General features: G+C 60.9%; 13 protein-coding genes. 10 read left to right on the plus strand and 3 right to left on the minus strand.

Annotated elements, in window-relative coordinates; translation table 11 throughout:
* The first annotated feature begins 52 nt into the window (after positions 1–52).
* The 5 genes from DPRO_RS02770 to DPRO_RS02790 all read left to right on the plus strand — a co-directional run bounded on the left by DPRO_RS02770 (position 53) and on the right by DPRO_RS02790 (position 4,219).
* Positions 53–1,399, plus strand: coding sequence for an AAA family ATPase (locus tag DPRO_RS02770; protein WP_097010692.1), 1,347 nt, complete (start codon positions 53–55; stop codon positions 1,397–1,399).
* Complete coding sequence (locus DPRO_RS02775) at positions 1,399–1,995, plus strand: RloB family protein (RefSeq protein WP_097010693.1); 597 nt, start codon at positions 1,399–1,401, stop codon at positions 1,993–1,995. The genes DPRO_RS02770 and DPRO_RS02775 overlap by 1 nt, the downstream gene beginning before the upstream one ends.
* A 579-nt stretch (positions 1,996–2,574) precedes the next feature.
* Positions 2,575–3,345 (plus strand): hypothetical protein, encoded by a 771-nt coding sequence (locus DPRO_RS02780; protein ID WP_097010694.1) that lies wholly within the window; start codon positions 2,575–2,577, stop codon positions 3,343–3,345.
* A 3-nt stretch (positions 3,346–3,348) separates the two neighbouring features.
* A complete protein-coding gene (locus DPRO_RS02785) occupies positions 3,349–3,627 on the plus strand; it encodes a hypothetical protein (RefSeq protein WP_097010695.1) in 279 nt (92 codons plus the stop codon).
* Positions 3,628–3,718: 91 nt separating this feature from the next.
* Complete coding sequence (locus tag DPRO_RS02790) at positions 3,719–4,219, plus strand: hypothetical protein (RefSeq protein ID WP_097010696.1); 501 nt, start codon at positions 3,719–3,721, stop codon at positions 4,217–4,219.
* A 600-nt stretch (positions 4,220–4,819) separates the two neighbouring features.
* Here DPRO_RS02790 and DPRO_RS02795 read toward each other — a convergent pair.
* From DPRO_RS02795 to DPRO_RS02805, 3 genes are read right to left on the minus strand one after another with little or no spacing between them, the layout of a single operon-like run.
* A complete protein-coding gene (locus DPRO_RS02795) occupies positions 4,820–5,734 on the minus strand; it encodes a tyrosine-type recombinase/integrase (protein WP_097010697.1) in 915 nt (304 codons plus the stop codon).
* Positions 5,715–6,089 carry a hypothetical protein gene (locus DPRO_RS02800; RefSeq protein ID WP_097010698.1) on the minus strand — a complete coding sequence of 125 codons (375 nt, stop codon included), beginning with the start codon at positions 6,087–6,089 and terminating at the stop codon, positions 5,715–5,717. The genes DPRO_RS02795 and DPRO_RS02800 overlap by 20 nt, the downstream gene beginning before the upstream one ends.
* A gap of 33 nt (positions 6,090–6,122) precedes the next feature.
* A complete protein-coding gene (locus DPRO_RS02805) occupies positions 6,123–6,317 on the minus strand; it encodes a hypothetical protein (RefSeq protein ID WP_011366959.1) in 195 nt (64 codons plus the stop codon).
* A 139-nt stretch (positions 6,318–6,456) separates the two neighbouring features.
* Between DPRO_RS02805 and DPRO_RS02810 the strand changes: the two genes are divergently transcribed.
* The 5 genes from DPRO_RS02810 to DPRO_RS02830 all read left to right on the plus strand — a co-directional run bounded on the left by DPRO_RS02810 (position 6,457) and on the right by DPRO_RS02830 (position 14,739).
* The gene (locus tag DPRO_RS02810; protein WP_097010699.1) at positions 6,457–6,729 is read left to right on the plus strand and encodes a hypothetical protein; all 273 of its coding nucleotides are present in this window, start codon (positions 6,457–6,459) and stop codon (positions 6,727–6,729) included.
* Complete coding sequence (locus DPRO_RS02815; RefSeq protein WP_011366961.1) at positions 6,726–7,004, plus strand: hypothetical protein; 279 nt, start codon at positions 6,726–6,728, stop codon at positions 7,002–7,004. The genes DPRO_RS02810 and DPRO_RS02815 overlap by 4 nt, the downstream gene beginning before the upstream one ends.
* Positions 7,004–8,527 carry a terminase large subunit domain-containing protein gene (locus DPRO_RS02820; protein ID WP_097010700.1) on the plus strand — a complete coding sequence of 508 codons (1,524 nt, stop codon included), beginning with the start codon at positions 7,004–7,006 and terminating at the stop codon, positions 8,525–8,527. Before DPRO_RS02815 ends, DPRO_RS02820 begins: the two co-directional genes overlap by 1 nt.
* Before the next feature lie 114 nt (positions 8,528–8,641).
* A complete protein-coding gene (locus DPRO_RS02825) occupies positions 8,642–10,150 on the plus strand; it encodes a phage portal protein family protein (RefSeq protein WP_097010701.1) in 1,509 nt (502 codons plus the stop codon).
* Positions 10,150–14,739, plus strand: coding sequence for a minor capsid protein (locus tag DPRO_RS02830; RefSeq protein ID WP_097010702.1), 4,590 nt, complete (start codon positions 10,150–10,152; stop codon positions 14,737–14,739). Before DPRO_RS02825 ends, DPRO_RS02830 begins: the two co-directional genes overlap by 1 nt.
* The last annotated feature ends 2 nt before the right edge of the window (positions 14,740–14,741 follow it).

The following is a 14,741-nucleotide window of genomic DNA, read 5'->3' on the forward strand; positions in this document are numbered from 1 at the left end:
GCCTATATTAAAGGCATGATAAAGCGAATATTTCACTTTAGGAGACGGTAAGATGATAGTCAGTTTCTCACTCGAAAACTGGATGTCCTTCCGCAACCAGGTCACATTTTCGATGGTCGCCAGCAGGGAGCGCCAACATGGAGACAGGGTTCCCAAGCTCGGCAAGTACCAGACGAGAGTTCTTCCGGTTGCGGCAATTTATGGCGGCAACGCGTCGGGCAAGACCAATTTTTTCAAGGCCCTGAGTTTCGCCAAGGCGCTGGTCGTCAAGGGCACCCAGCCCGACAGCCTGATTCCTGTCGAGCCGTTCCGGCTGGACGCCAAGGTGGCCGATCAGCCGTCACGGTTTGGCTTCGAGCTGCTGATCGACGAGATCATTTACGAGTTCAGCTTCGCGGTGACCCGCAAGGCGGTTCTGGAAGAGAAGCTGGTGGTCATAACCAGCACCAGTGAAAAGGTGCTCTACCACCGTCGGGACGGAAAGCCCAACTTCGATGATTCCCTGGCCAAGGACCAGTTCCTCCAGTTCGCCTTCAAAGGGACCCGGGACAACCAACTCTTTCTGACCAACTCGGTCTCCCAGAAGGTCGACAATTTCCGGCCGGTCTACGACTGGTTCAAGGACACGCTCGAGCTGGTCGCGCCCGATTCCCGCTTCGAGCCTTTCGAGCAGTTCCTCGACGAGGGGCATCCGCTCTACTCGACCATGAACGAGATGCTGCCGCAACTCGACACCGGCATCGCGCATCTGGGCGGCGAGGAGATCCCTTTCGAGAACATTCCGTTGCCCGAGCCACTGAAGACCAAGCTGCAGGAAGACGTCAAGGAAGGCATGACCGTTCGTCTGCTGACCGAGCCGATCAACGAACGATTCGTGGTGACCCGCAAAGGTGGTGAATTGATCGCCAAGAAGCTGGTGACCTATCATCCGAAGGCGGACGGCACGGAAGCCAAGTTCGAGATCCGCCAGGAGTCGGACGGCTCACAGCGGGTGATCGATCTGCTGCCCGCGTTTCTTGAGCTGTCGGCCCAGGTCTCGAAGAAGGTCTACGTGATCGACGAGGTCGACCGTAGCCTGCACACGCTGCTGACACGCAGATTGCTCGAAGCGTACCTCGCCAATTGCTCCACGGAAACCAGAACGCAGTTACTGTTGACCACCCATGACGTGCTGCTCATGGATCAGCAACTGCTGCGCCGTGACGAGATGTGGGTAGCCGAAAGAGACGCCACCGGAGCTTCGAACCTGCTCTCTTTCAGCGAGTACAAGGATGTCCGGTACGACAAGGACATTCGCAAGAGCTACCTGCAGGGACGACTGGGTGGAATTCCCCGGATTCTGTTGGGAGGCGCTTTGACCAATCCCTGCCTCACCGAAGAAAGTGAGGGGGATGACTGATGCCACCGAAGAGACGCAGATTCCAGAGACCCCTTGGCGAGCGTCGCTACCGCAAACTGTTCGTGATCGCGGTGGAAGGCGTGAAGACCGAGCCGCAGTATTTCGCCATCTTCAATGACCAGCAATCGGTGATCCGGGTGAACTGTCTCAAAGGTAGCCATGATAGCTCCCCGCCACAGGTACTGAAACGGATGGAGGACCATCTCCGGCAGGAGGAGCTGAGATCCTCCGACGAAGCCTGGCTCGTGGTGGACAAGGATCAGTGGACCGACGAACAGTTGGACCAGCTTCATGCCTGGGCTCAGGCACGCAACAATTACGGTTTCGCCCTCAGCAACCCCAAGTTCGAATACTGGCTGCTGCTTCATTTCGAGGACGGCACCGGCATCGCATCGTCACGGGATTGCAGCGACCGGCTGAAGCGGCATCTTCCCGGTTACGACAAGGGGATCGACGCACGCAAGATCACCCGCGACCGAATCGATGAAGCCATCCGCCGCGCCAGGCTGCGCGACAATCCTCCTTGTGCCGACTGGCCACGAGCCCTTGGCGGCACCACGGTTTACAAGCTGGTCGAAAACATTCTCCAGGTCTGAACCTCAACCAATTCGATCCACAATCATCCAGGACGCTCTCGGGCGTCCTTTTCTTTTGCGGTGGTGCGGTGATCACCGCTGTCCCTTGCGGTGGATGACCACCGCACACCAAACCCTTGCCAGACAAGGCTTTCATGGCCTTTGCGGTGGTTGCGGTGGTAAATCCAGAGGTCTCACCCCCTATGGGCTGAAATATTTTTTCTTCCTACTAAACCCGACATCCCACGCCAGGGAAATTCCGGCCCAGCGTGAGAGACATTCCCCAAATACCACCGCAACCACCGCACTCTCTCTTCTCTTTCTTCATAACTATCTAAAAACAAATAACAAACAAAGAACTACCCCCTGCGGTGGGACGAGAAAATCTTCCACCGCACGACCACCGCAGCCACCGCACATATCCACCGCAGAACCTGCCAGTTTCTCGAAAAGCGTTTAGAGACCTCAAAAAACAGTTACAAAACGGCCTCTCGCTCAAAAAACGATTACAAGCGAAGGCATCGGTCCGCCGTCATCTGGCTTTGGGCTCCGGTAAGTAACGGGAAAAGCGATTAACCCGCATTTCTGGAGCCTGAAACCATGAGCCTTCTGAAAACCATGATCAAGCACACCGCAGGAGGGCGGGAAGCCTCGGCAGGATGTGAAACCCCATCATTACCACCGCAACCACCGCAGCCCGCCATCTATGTCTCCACCGGGCTCGACGTTCACAAGATCGAAGACGCCCGCGACTGGCCTGAAGACAGGGAGATCAACGGCACGCTGTGTCGCTGTCTGTCGCCTGAATACTTTGCCTGGCTACGTTCCCGCATGGTCACGGCCCAAGCCGCGCACAAGGCCGGAAAGCTCCCCGAGGATGCCTGGAACACGCTGCGGCAGCGATTCAACGCCATGCAGGAGCTGGCCATCCGGGAGTTCGGCAAGGAAAGCCTCCAGGAGGTCCTGCAGTCCTTTTCCCCGAAGAACTACCAGCCACCCGCGCTTCGTCCCGATCCCCAGAAGAAACCCGCCGAAGTTCCCAGAAAGGACTGGATTTATCCCGGGAACCAAGCTTGGAAATGTAAGCAGCCGGTGACTTCCCAGGCTGTCGCCAAGGTAGACGCCATCCGTGAGGAGGCCAAGGCCAAGGGTTGGTCCGAGGCACGCCTCTATCAGAACCAGGGCCGCTTCCGGTTTCCCTGCGGCGAGGACTACGGCCTGGTCTGTTTCGTTGATGGCGATCAGGAGATTGGCGAGGTCACCGAGCGTTCTATCGAAATTATCCATGGGCAGAAGTCCGGGCGTCCCAGCACGCTGCGGTTCTACAACCCGGAGGTGCCGCAGCCGTGGATGAAGAAAGTGGAGGATTGAGCCGTGAAGAAAAAGAAACGCTACGCCAACGCCAAGGATGTCCTGCCCGAGGAACTCTTCGAGCAGATCCAGAAGCACTACACCGGAATTCTCTGGGTCCCGGCACCGAGCCGGTTTTACCAGGAACGTCGCGACCTGGTGCTTGCCCTTCATCTGCAGGGGATCAGCAGCCAGGAGATCTCCAACCTCGCCGGTGTGACCACCCGCCGGGTCAATCAGATCATCGCCGCCGAACGAAAACAGGATCGGGACCGACAGTTTAGCGCCGCTTCCGGTAAGTAACCCCTGAACCGGCGGGAGCGCGTTTGGAGGCTAAATCGGCCTCCCGCCCCGTATCCCGGCTTGGGAAAACAATATTCGGCAGGATTTCCACGTGGCACTGAACAAACCGGACAAAGAGACGCTGGACCGCTGGCACCGCAACGAGGGCAAGACCGAACCGCCCTGGCGCGGGCCTGGTGCGCCCGAGGGCAACCAGAACCGGCTGCGTCACGGCATCTTCGCCGACCGCTGCCTGACCCCGGAAGAGAAGGACATGTTCGACGCGATCATCGACCGCCTCAACCAGGATTTCGAGTTCAACAAGTCCAGTGACTTCCTGCAGGTGGAGCTGGTGGGCGTCTACTCGGTGAAGCTGGTCCGCGCCCAGATCGAGGGGAACACGGACGCCGCCGAAAAGCTCGACCGGATGATCCGCTGCCACATGAAGGATCTCAAGACCACCAAGATTGCCCGCGAGGGTGAGGAGCCGAAAGGCCCGCAGACCTCTCCGGCGGAATGGGCGGCGGCGCTGCTCGAGAAGGTGGCCGAGGCCGCCAACGCACCGGGCGCGAAACCCTCCGGCCGCAAGAAACGCGGAAAGAATTGCGGATAACACCATGGAGGGCTTTTCCGATGACCCCGGCTCACGGCGACTTGCGGCAGACAGCTTCACCAGGAATTGCGGATAAGACGTGTTCCTTGCACTTTCGGAATCGGCATTCTCCGGCGGTCGATCATCATTACCACTCCTCGATTTCTTCCTGCAGCTCTCGATATCCGCTTGGCATGTGTGCGCATAAGCCGAGCCGCATAACCCAAGTAGATATTGGCATGTTCACGCCGGGGCTCTCTCACACAACCCAAGTAAATATGGGCATGTCGAGCCCCAGGCAGAACCGGCCAAGCCCCGCAAACAGCCATTCCTTCGCCAGCGGCCATCGCATAAGCCAAGCAGATATTGCCATGTGTGTTCCGCGCCCGGAGCGCATAAGCCAAGCAGTTATAGCCATGTGCGGCCGACAAACAGAAAAGGAGAAATTCCGGTCAATCGATATTTCCCGCTCTGCCAGGGAGGCTGAGAACCATCGTCATGATCATTCATCATCGGCAGATGTGTTCTTCTGCGGGCACTGTCATTCACTGTCTTCGACACTGTCTCGGCCGACGAAAACAGGAGCAGCCGAGGCCGCTCCCATCGTCGGGTCCGGAAGGATCAGAGGCGTTCGAGGGCTTCCTCGAGCTGGCCGTCCACGAGGTGGGTATAGATCTGGGTGGTGGACACGTCGCGATGCCCCAAGGCCCGCTGCACCACGAGCAGGTCGTTGGTCGCGCCGTAGAGGTGGGTGGTGAAGGTGTGCCGCAGCCCGTGCGGCGTCAATTCCTTTTCGATCCCGGCCTTCCGCAGCCAGTGGGCGAGCCGGTTTGCAATCTGCCGCTGGCAGAGTCTGCCGTCCCGGTTCGACAGGAACAGGGCTTCCATTTCCGGGCGGCCGTGTCGACGGCGCTCCGCCAGGTAACGGCGAAGCAATGTGCGGAGGTCGGTCTTGATGAACTTGACCTGCGGCACATTCCCCTTGGCCCGCACCCGCAGATGTTTGGCGTCGAGGTCGATGTCATCCATGTCGAGCGCGGCCAGCTCTCCAAGCCTGATCCCGGTGCCCAGCAGCACCTCGATCATGGCGCGGTCGCGCAGAGTGGAGAAATCGGTCCGCCCCTTGAGCTCCTTGAGCAGACGTTTCTTTTCGGCGGTAGTCAGGAAGACCGGCAGCTTTCTCGGCAGCCGATGCATGCGGATGGACCGGGCCGGGTTGTCACCGACCACGCCCGTCTCGGCGGCCCAGGCGAAAAAGGCCCGCACCGCCGCCTTCATCCGATGGAGCGAGGCCGCCGAGCGTGGGCCTCGCTCACTCTCAGTGACCGCCCCGGCGGAAAGCACCTGGTCAATGAGCCCAGCCGTGACCGCCCGGCAGACGATGCCCGGGGCCAACGCCCCGGCCACGCGGGCCACCAGGGCGAGGTCCCGGCGGTATGCGGCTATGGTCGCAGGGGAGCGGCCTTCCGCCGACAGGCGGGCACAGAACGCCTCCGTTGCGCCCGTCAGATCGAGGTCAGCCGTTCGGTTGCTCATCGCTGGACTCCTTCACCCGGCTGTGGCCCATGGGCGTGCTCTTGGGCAGCGGCAGCTCCTCGATTCGCCCCGACTCCCTGGCCCAGACCATCATCATGCGGAACACCCGGACGGTCTTGGCAATGGTGCGCTCAGCCCGCTCCTTGCCGTCGGGGAGTTTGAGCAGCAGGTCGGACTTGTAGAACTTTCCGACCTGGGGAAGCCGGATCTCGGCGAGCTGGCGATCCGCGCCGAAGAAGGACTCAACCACGTCGAGGTCCTTCCGGTAGGTGTAGAGGGTCCGCTCTTTCTTTCCGGATTCCCGCAGGTGGCCGATGAAAGCCTCGGCGGCTTGATGCACGGTGCATTCGGTCATGTCGATGTCTCCTTTGTCGGTGGCCCGGTGTGTTCAGGACAGGAACTCGTCCAGCTCCCGCAGCAGTTCTTCGACGTGGCCGAGGGAGCCGACGCTCGCCCAGGTGATGTCCGGCTGCTTCGCGTCCGCTTCGAGCTTGCCGCGAATGCCCTCGATCAGCCGGGCGATGTTCTCCTGCTTTTCTCGGTACGCCTTGAGTGCCTGCTGGCGGTTTCTGTCGTAGGTCATGGCCTGCCTCCGGTTCCGGTTTTCGTGGATGCGGGACCATCCCGCGTCACATCCAATGACGCTTCTATTTCGTTGGAAATCAAGTGTTTGCAGAGATCTTTCTGCATGTTCCCCAAACCCATAACCAAAGGAGATCAACATGTTGAAGAAGACCCTCGAATGGACCATCCCGCTGGCCCTGGCCGGGATCATGACCGGCTGCGCCACCTACCGGCCTCCGGCCCAGATCCAGTCGGCGGTGGCCACCGTCAACCGCCACACACCCGAGTATGTGACCGAGGCCAACAAGGCGCTGCGCGAGGTCGGTCACCCGGACGCCGAGCGCCTGACCGGTGTCGGCCTGCGCCTGCAGTCCGCCGTGGACGCCCTTGACCAGTGGGCCAATGGCTCGAACCAGGAGTCAGGCCAATGAAAGAGATCCTTCAGGAAAACAGCGATGCCGTCCGCCAGGCCGGTGAGGCGCTGGTCGAAATCGGCACCGAACTGGCGGCGGGACGGATCGAGAATGCCCTCGGCCGTCTGGAAGCGGCTCAGCAGCAGTACCGGGCCTGGGCGGAGTTGGACCAGGCCATCATCGACATTCAGGAGGCTGTCCACGACCGGAAGAACACCCTGGCCGTGCAGCAGATCCTGACGGAACTGGTGGGCACCATCCTCGGCAGCGCCTTGAGGACGGGAATGCACTGATGGCGGTAACCGACAAGGAGCGCAAACTTGCGGCGACCCTGAGCGATCCCGTGTTGTGGGGGCAAGCCTACCTCTACAACCGGGATGGCTCAGGCCGCGACTACTGGCCGCATCAGGTGGAGGACCTGCGCTGCCCGGCCAAGAACATCATCCACCTCGACGGACGGGACGTGGGTAAGTCCATCGTGCTCTCGACCGACGCGCTCCATTACGCTTTCACCACCCGGGGCGGTCAGGGCCTCATCGCGGCTCCGCACCAGGGGCACCTCGACACCATCATCGAGGAGATCGAGTTCCAGCTCGACAGCAACCCGGATCTGATGAACAGCATCGCTCTGACCAAGTACGGCAAGCCAAAGATCCACCGCAAACCCTATTTCCGGCTGGAGTTCACCAACGGTTCGGTGCTCTATTTCCGCCCGGCCGGGGCCTATGGTGACGCCTTTCGGTCCCTGCATGTTGGCCGTGTCTGGGTCGATGAAGGAGCCTGGCTGACCGAACGGGCCTGGAAGGCGCTGCGCCAGTGCCTCAAGGCCGGGGGGACGCTACGCATCTACTCCACGCCCAACGGCCTGCGCGACACCACCTATTACCGGCTCACCTCGTCGGAGCAGTTCCATGTGTTCCGCTGGCCGTCTTGGCTCAATCCCCTGTGGACCGAAGATCGCGAGGCCGAACTGCTGGAGTTCTACGGCGGCCGCGACAGTTCCGGCTGGCAGCACGAGGTGGCCGGTGAACACGGCAAGCCCTCCTATGGGGCCTTCAATGTCGAACAGTTCAACCTCTGTAGGCAGGATCTGCTGGAGTATCAGAAGATCGTCATCACCGATTCCGAGCTGCGCGATTGCGACACTGAGGAAGCGGCCCACGACCGGCTGGAGATGCTGCTCAACCTCACGCCCCGCAGCGGGCAGTTCTGGGTTGGCGGCGACCTGGGCTACACCAACGACCCCACCGAGATCGTCGTATTCCAGGAGACGGAGATCGGCGAGCGGACGCTGCTGAAGATGATCCTGCGCGTGCATCTTGAACACGTTTCCTATCCGCACATCGCCCAGATCATCGCGCTGCTGGAGCGTTACTACACCCCGGCGGGCATCGGCGTGGACAACGGCGGAAACGGTCTGGCCGTGGTTCAGGAGCTGCTCACCCTGGACAAGTACAAAGGGCTGGAGCTGGAAGGCAGGCTCAAGGGATACGACTTCGGCGGCATGACCCGGCTGGCGGTGCGGGACGGCAAGGAAATCAAGAAGCGAACCAAGGAGCTGATGACCAGCCTCATCAACGGAGCCCTACAGCGTAAGCAGGTCATTTTCCCCTCGGACGACCTGGAGGTGGAAGACCAGTTCACCACCCACACCTACACCCTGCGGGACGGCAAGATCATCTATTCCAAGGGCAACGACCACATCATCGACGCGGTGCGCTGCGCCATGCTGATCCGGGAAGAAGGTAATCTCGACCCGGTCGGCGAAGAGGTGGTTTCGCTCAAACCCGTGCTCACCAATCCGGTCTTCATCTGATCGCATCCTCCGACGCTTTCCACCCCGCTCCGGTAAGTAACCGGCATCGAGCCGGGTTCGGCCCACACGGGCCGGATGTGCGGCTGTCATGGCAGAAACTACCGAGAGGATCACGTGGAAAGCACCGCCCATCAGGACGAACAACCAGAAAGCCTGGACACCACCGGCTTTGTCATCGCGCCGCTGGCCGCAGCGGCAGCGCTCGACTCGGCCGCCTTCGCCAAGGTGAACGCCGCCGAAGCGATTCCTGCCACCTGGGAAGAACGCGCCCGTAAGGCCTGGGAATACTACGTCGAGGAGCCGCTGGTGAAGAACTGCGTCAACTCCTGGCGCACCTTCGCCGTGGGCGACGAGATCAAGATCACCAGCGATGACGAGAACCTCAAGGAGCAGGCTCTGGAGGCCGCCTGGCGGTTGAACGTCACGCAATTCATCAAGGACATGGTTCTTCAGCTCCTGGTGAAAGGTGACGCCATCGGCTTCAAGCGCTTCACCAAGTCCGGCCAGGACATCGAGGAACTGGTCTGCGTCAACCCGGTCTCGGTCAAGGTCAAATACGCCCAGGGCGAGCTGATCGAGGCCCGGCAATTTCCCGAGGACACCCCCGGCGGCGGGGAATCTATCCCGCTGCCCGTCGAACAGGTGGTCCACCTCAAATGGGATGCTCCAGCCTTCTCGCCCCGGGGCAACTCCCTCGTGCTTCCCGCCTTTCAAGCCATCGAACTGTTGCGCGACTACCGCCGAGCCGAACAGGCCATCGCCAAGCGCTGGGCCACGCCGTTCCGCCTGCTCAAGGTGGGCGGCGCGTTCGGCCAGAAGATGGTGATGCCGGACCAGCGGATGCTCGAACAGGTCCGCGACATGGTCAACAAGATGGACATGAAAAGCGGCCTGGTGGTCCCGTTCTACGTCAATGTCGAAACCCACGGCACCGATGGTCAGGTCCTCAACGTCGAGGACAAGGTCAAGGAGGTGAAGGAAGACATCGTGGTGGCCCTGGGTCTGTCACGCTCGCTGGTGACCGGCGACGGCCCGAATTTCGCCACCGCCTCGGTGAGCATGCAGAAGATGATGGTCATGATCCGCGAGATCAAACAGGCCGCACGCAAGCTCCTCGACTGGGTGTTCGACGACTGGATGGAGCTGAACGGCCACGGCGACAAGAGCATCCAGTTTATCTTCAACGACCTCGACCCCAGCGACGCGGTCGATTTCAAGAAGCTTCTCATCGAACTCTACGACCGCAAACTCATCAGCCGCTCCAGCCTTCAGCTCAAGATGGACCTGGACCCGGACATCGAGGCTGCCAACCGCGAGACCGAACGCAAGCAGATCGACCTGATGGACGAGAAACAGGTGAAGCCGGTGGTGGATATGGTCGTCTCCGGCATCCTCAGCGTGCCTCGCGCCCGGAAGATGCTCGGAATTCCGGCCGAAGACGATGAACCCACGGCGGAGGCGGCATTGGTCTGGTCGGGCGACCTGGAGTCCACCGGCGATGCGGCCGTGTGCGACGAGTGCAGCCACTTCATTGCTGACACCAACCACTGCCGGGTCCACAACAGCGAGCGCACCTTCGACGCCCCGGCCTGTCGCTTCATCGACCGCCGGGAGCCCCGCTGATGCCATCGGACCTCAAGCAGCGCATCCAGGCGGCCACACTGAAAAGCCTGACGGCCCGCAACCGCTACAACGACCAGGTCACGGCCCAACTCACCCAGGCGCTGAAACAGGCCGAAGACGAGGTCGCCCGCGCCATCCTTCAGTACCGCTCCCTCGGCTCCCTGCCGGACAACAAGCTCGCCGCGCTCAAGGGGCTGGAAAAGCTCCAGCTCGAACTCGACGACACCATGAAGCGGCTCAAGCGGGAGCAGACCCTGGTCTTTCGCAAGACGACCAAGGACTCCTTCAAGCTCGGCATCCAGCAGGGAATCGGAGAGCTCGCCGACGCCGCGCTGCCGTTCTACGCCGACCTCAAGCCCGAAGGCATCGATAAGCTGGCCACCAAGGTGTTCACCATCGTCGACACCAATGCCCTCGACTTCATGGCGCAGTACAACCTCACACTCGCCGGTGACGTTCATCGCGAACTCGCAGGCGGGATCAAGCGCACCATCCTGAACGGCATCGCCACGGGCAAGGGAGCCGACGACATCGTCCGGGACATGGGGAAGGTAATCGTCGACAAGGATTCCTTTCGCCAGGCCGGAAGCCGGGTGTTCAGCAAGGCCCAGTACCGCATGGAGATGATCGCCCGCACCGAGGTCCTCCGCGCCCACAACATGGGCAGGCTCAAGTTCCACGAGCGGGTCGGCATCCAGAAACTGGAATGGCTGGCCATGGAGGACGAGCGCATGTGCCCGGTCTGCGGCGGCCTGGACGGCAAGACTTTTCCCATCGACAAGTTCCCCCAGCAACCCGCGCATCCGCACTGCCGCTGCACAAATATCGTGGCCTGGCCGATGACCGTCTGCGGCAGCGAGATGGTCGCCAAGGCCGCCACCCAGGCATCGCAGGGGGACGCCTGCATTCTCCCGCCCCACGTGCTGGAAGGCATGGCCGACGCCCAGGCCAAGGAGAACGCCAAGCTCAAGAGCGCCTTTGAAAACGGCGACATCGCCGACCTCGGCTCGCTGACGGTCAAACAGCTCCAGACCCTGGCGAAACAGAACGGCGTGGCCATCGCCCGGACCAAGGCCGATTTCATCAAGCTGCTCGATCTGGCCGAACCCGGGATCGATCACGGTGACCTGGCCGGAGCGGCACTCAGCGCCAAGCTCAAGGAACACAAGATCGGCCTGCTGCGGACCAAGGAAGAACTGGTCGATTTGCTCGGGCTGAAGCAGACGGAACTCAAACAGGCCAAGCTGCTCGCCGCCCAGATGGCAAAGATCCCTCCCGCCGAGGGGCTGGAGGGCATGACCGCCCAGCAGCTCAATGAGATGGCGAAGGAGAACGGCATCTCCCTCAATATGACCAAACAGGAGACCATCGAGCTGCTCGACAAGCTGGAGCCCGGCGTGGATCACAACGGCCTGATGGGCAAGGAACTCGCGGCGGCCAAACAGAAGCACGGTATCGGCATTCTCAAGAACAAACAGCAGCTCGTCGAGGCGCTGCAGAAGAAGGCCGGTACTGACATGGCTGAGTCGGTCAAGAAAAAGGCGGTCGACGAGGCCAAGCAGAAGTTGATCCTGAAACAGAAAACGGCCCTCGAAGACGCCGCCAAGGCCGTGGTCGTTCCCGACACGCCGACCGGCTACAAGGATTTCCTCGACGCGATTGCCAAGGCGGAACAGGCGGTTTCCGGCGGCACCGATCTACCCCAGGATCTGCTGGCGGCCCACAGCAAGGAAATCGCCCTCAAGAAACAGCTCTTCCAGGACCAGGTCGGCAAGCTGAAATCGACGGAGCTCAAGACCCTCGCCAAGGAGACCAAGGTTCAATATTGGCAGTGGGCCAACAAAGACGAGCTGACCACGCTCTTCACCGAGACCGATCCCGCGAAAATCAAGGCGGTTCAGGCCAGCATCGACACCAAGCACGCAGCCTGGGCCGAAAAACATGGCGGCAAGAAGAAAACCGCTTCTGCCAAGCCCGCCACGACGAAGAAAGAGCCGCCGAAACCGGCTCCACAACCGAGTCCGGTCAAGCCGCCCGAGCCCAAGATCGTCAAGAAAGGCGCGGAGTTCGCCACCGACGATAACGCATGGCAGCAGAAGGGTTTGCCTTCGAAGTTCAAGAAATCCGGCAAGGCCGCTGTCGGCGGCGCACACGAAAAGGAGTTCTGGACCGACGAAAACGGCGACAAATGGCTGTTCAAGCCCATTGGCCGCAAGGATGATGAGTTCATCGCCTTCGGAGAGGAAGCCGCCTACAAGATTGGCCGCCTGATCGACCCCCATTCCATCGAGGTGCGCACCATCCAATTGAACGGCCGCACCGGCTCCATCCAGAAATGGCGTACCGATCTGCGGGACGACTTCGATTTTCGTAACATCCTGCCACAGGATCTGACCACCATCGAACTGGAGCAGATCCAGCGCGAGCATGTGGTCGACTGGCTGATCGCTAACCACGACGGACATTCCAAGCAGTTCATCCGCGCCCGGGACGGTCGCGTCTACGGCATCGACAAAGGCCAGGCATTCAAGTTTCTGGGGCAGGACAAGCTCTCGCTCGACTATCACCCCAACGGTGTCTGCGGCGAGGAAGAGCCGTTTTACAACAAGGTCTTCCGGGCGGCCAAGGAAGGGAAGGTACGGGTCGATCCGAACGCGACCTTTCGCTACATCCAGGAAGTCGAAAAGATCGCCGACGAGGATTACCTCGATCTGCTGCGGCCCTACGCCGAGGGACGGTTTTCCAAGGACCCGGCCGGGCTGCGGCATTTCTATGATCTGGCCTTGGAGCGGAAACACAATCTCAGGCGGGACTTCGAAGGCTATTACGCCGATGTGCTGGGGGATCGGGGCTTCCGTTTCGACAAGCTGAGCGCCGCCACCGGGAAGAAAAAGTTGCTCTCCTCCGCCGAAGAGACCCTGGTCGAGGAGGCCCGCAAACTCGGCTGGCAGGGCAAGACGCTGCCCTTCGACAGCGGCGACGTGGAGGACCAGAACGCGCTGATCTTCACCGAGAGCTTCAAGGGGGAGAAGCGCACCGTGGTCAAGATGAAGATCCGGCCGGACACCGACCGCCGCATCGACGAGGTGCTGCGCAGGTATGTGCAGACGGCGGCCGGGGAAAAGGGACAACCGCTGGTCGAAGACAGCTTCTTTCCGACGATTCTGGACGCCGTCAAAAACGTCAACTTCCACGTGGGCGACGGCAAGTACAACCGGACCAAGATCGACAAGGCCCTGCGCCTGCGCAAGAAACTGGAGACCCTGCAAAAGAGCGCCGACCCCAAGGTCAAGGAGATGGCGGACCACTATCTGAAATGGGTCAAGGAGATCGAAGAGTCCGTCGACTGGGACCGGGCCACCAACGGCGTATTCGATCAGTACTTGCCCAAGCTCGACGCGCAGAAACCCAAGGAGAAACCGCCGTTCAAGGTGGAACGTGGCAAGGTGACCCATACCAAGCGCAGGATCGGGTCCGGCACCATCACCGTCGAGGCCGACGACATCGACAACCGGACGCTGTTCAATCACAACTCCCGCATGCAGGACGGGCACCAGTACACCGTGACCTTTGAGGACGGCACCCGGGTCCGCTATCGCCCCTGGTCCGACACCAACCTCTATGCCCAGCGCGGCGAGCTGGAAATGATCCTGGACGGCGACGCCACCCCTGGACGGGTCGAGGCGATGCTGGAAAAGCTCGAACAGCTTGGGATCGATACCCGGGTGGCCACGGCGGAAAACGCCGAGCAGATGTATCTCGAAAAGCTCGCCTACATCCGCAAGACCGACAAGAGCGCCGACTACAAACGACTGCAGAAATCCCTCGACGACCGCAATGCCACCACCACCGAGCGGGTCCAGGCTCTGCGCGGCTATTGGCAAAAGGAACTGGGAGTTCAGGACATCACCCAGCTTTCCGGATACAACCCGCTGGGCGAATACCAGGCGGGTTTTCTGGACCGCGACGCCAAGGGCGGATACCGGCACCAGTTCCGGTTCGACATCACCGATGAGGAGCTGGAAAAACAGATGAAGGGCTATTCGCTGGTCCACGATCTGACCAACGGCGAGAGCATGTCCGGCTTCATCGACTTGATCATGGAGAACAACGGAGCCATGGTCAGCACGGTCGAGAAGATGCGCATGGGCGTGGCTCCGGGCGGAATGTCCCCGGTGGCCGACATGCAGACCGGCGGCGCGAGCTATTTCTTCACCCGAATCAAGAAGCAACCGGCCAGCGACGCCTCACCGGCCCTCTACTTCAAGAAACAGATGCTGCGGCGCATGGACGCCATCAGCTATGACCACGACGCCTACGGCAAGGTGATCGACGACTACGTGCAGCGCAACCGGGGGGCCAGCATCGACGACTGGAAGCGATTCTCGCAGCGCCATGGCAACGAGACCATCTTCAAATACTCGGTGACGCTGCTGGACAACATCGAGTTCATCGTGGCCAGAAGCGACAACGAACGTCGGGAGATCATCCAGAGTTTCACCCGGCGCGGCATCAAGAAACTGCCCGACGGGCGCAAGGTGGAGGACATCGTCCATACCCCGCAAAGCTGGAGCAAACGCAAACAATGACC

This window comes from Pseudodesulfovibrio profundus (genome assembly GCF_900217235.1).
In the GTDB taxonomy this organism is placed as follows: domain Bacteria; phylum Desulfobacterota; class Desulfovibrionia; order Desulfovibrionales; family Desulfovibrionaceae; genus Pseudodesulfovibrio; species Pseudodesulfovibrio profundus.

Bases quoted from the DNA above. Each gene is read 5' to 3' on its own strand.
- DPRO_RS02770 (WP_097010692.1), top strand. From the start codon at position 53: ATGATAGTCAGTTTCTCACTCGAAAACTGGATGTCCTTCCGCAACCAG.
- DPRO_RS02775 (WP_097010693.1), top strand. From the start codon at position 1,399: ATGCCACCGAAGAGACGCAGATTCCAGAGACCCCTTGGCGAGCGTCGC.
- DPRO_RS02780 (WP_097010694.1), top strand. From the start codon at position 2,575: ATGAGCCTTCTGAAAACCATGATCAAGCACACCGCAGGAGGGCGGGAA.
- DPRO_RS02795 (WP_097010697.1), bottom strand. From the start codon at position 5,734: ATGAGCAACCGAACGGCTGACCTCGATCTGACGGGCGCAACGGAGGCG.
- DPRO_RS02800 (WP_097010698.1), bottom strand. From the start codon at position 6,089: ATGACCGAATGCACCGTGCATCAAGCCGCCGAGGCTTTCATCGGCCAC.
- DPRO_RS02805 (WP_011366959.1), bottom strand. From the start codon at position 6,317: ATGACCTACGACAGAAACCGCCAGCAGGCACTCAAGGCGTACCGAGAA.
- DPRO_RS02810 (WP_097010699.1), top strand. From the start codon at position 6,457: ATGTTGAAGAAGACCCTCGAATGGACCATCCCGCTGGCCCTGGCCGGG.
- DPRO_RS02815 (WP_011366961.1), top strand. From the start codon at position 6,726: ATGAAAGAGATCCTTCAGGAAAACAGCGATGCCGTCCGCCAGGCCGGT.
- DPRO_RS02820 (WP_097010700.1), top strand. From the start codon at position 7,004: ATGGCGGTAACCGACAAGGAGCGCAAACTTGCGGCGACCCTGAGCGAT.
- DPRO_RS02830 (WP_097010702.1), top strand. From the start codon at position 10,150: ATGCCATCGGACCTCAAGCAGCGCATCCAGGCGGCCACACTGAAAAGC.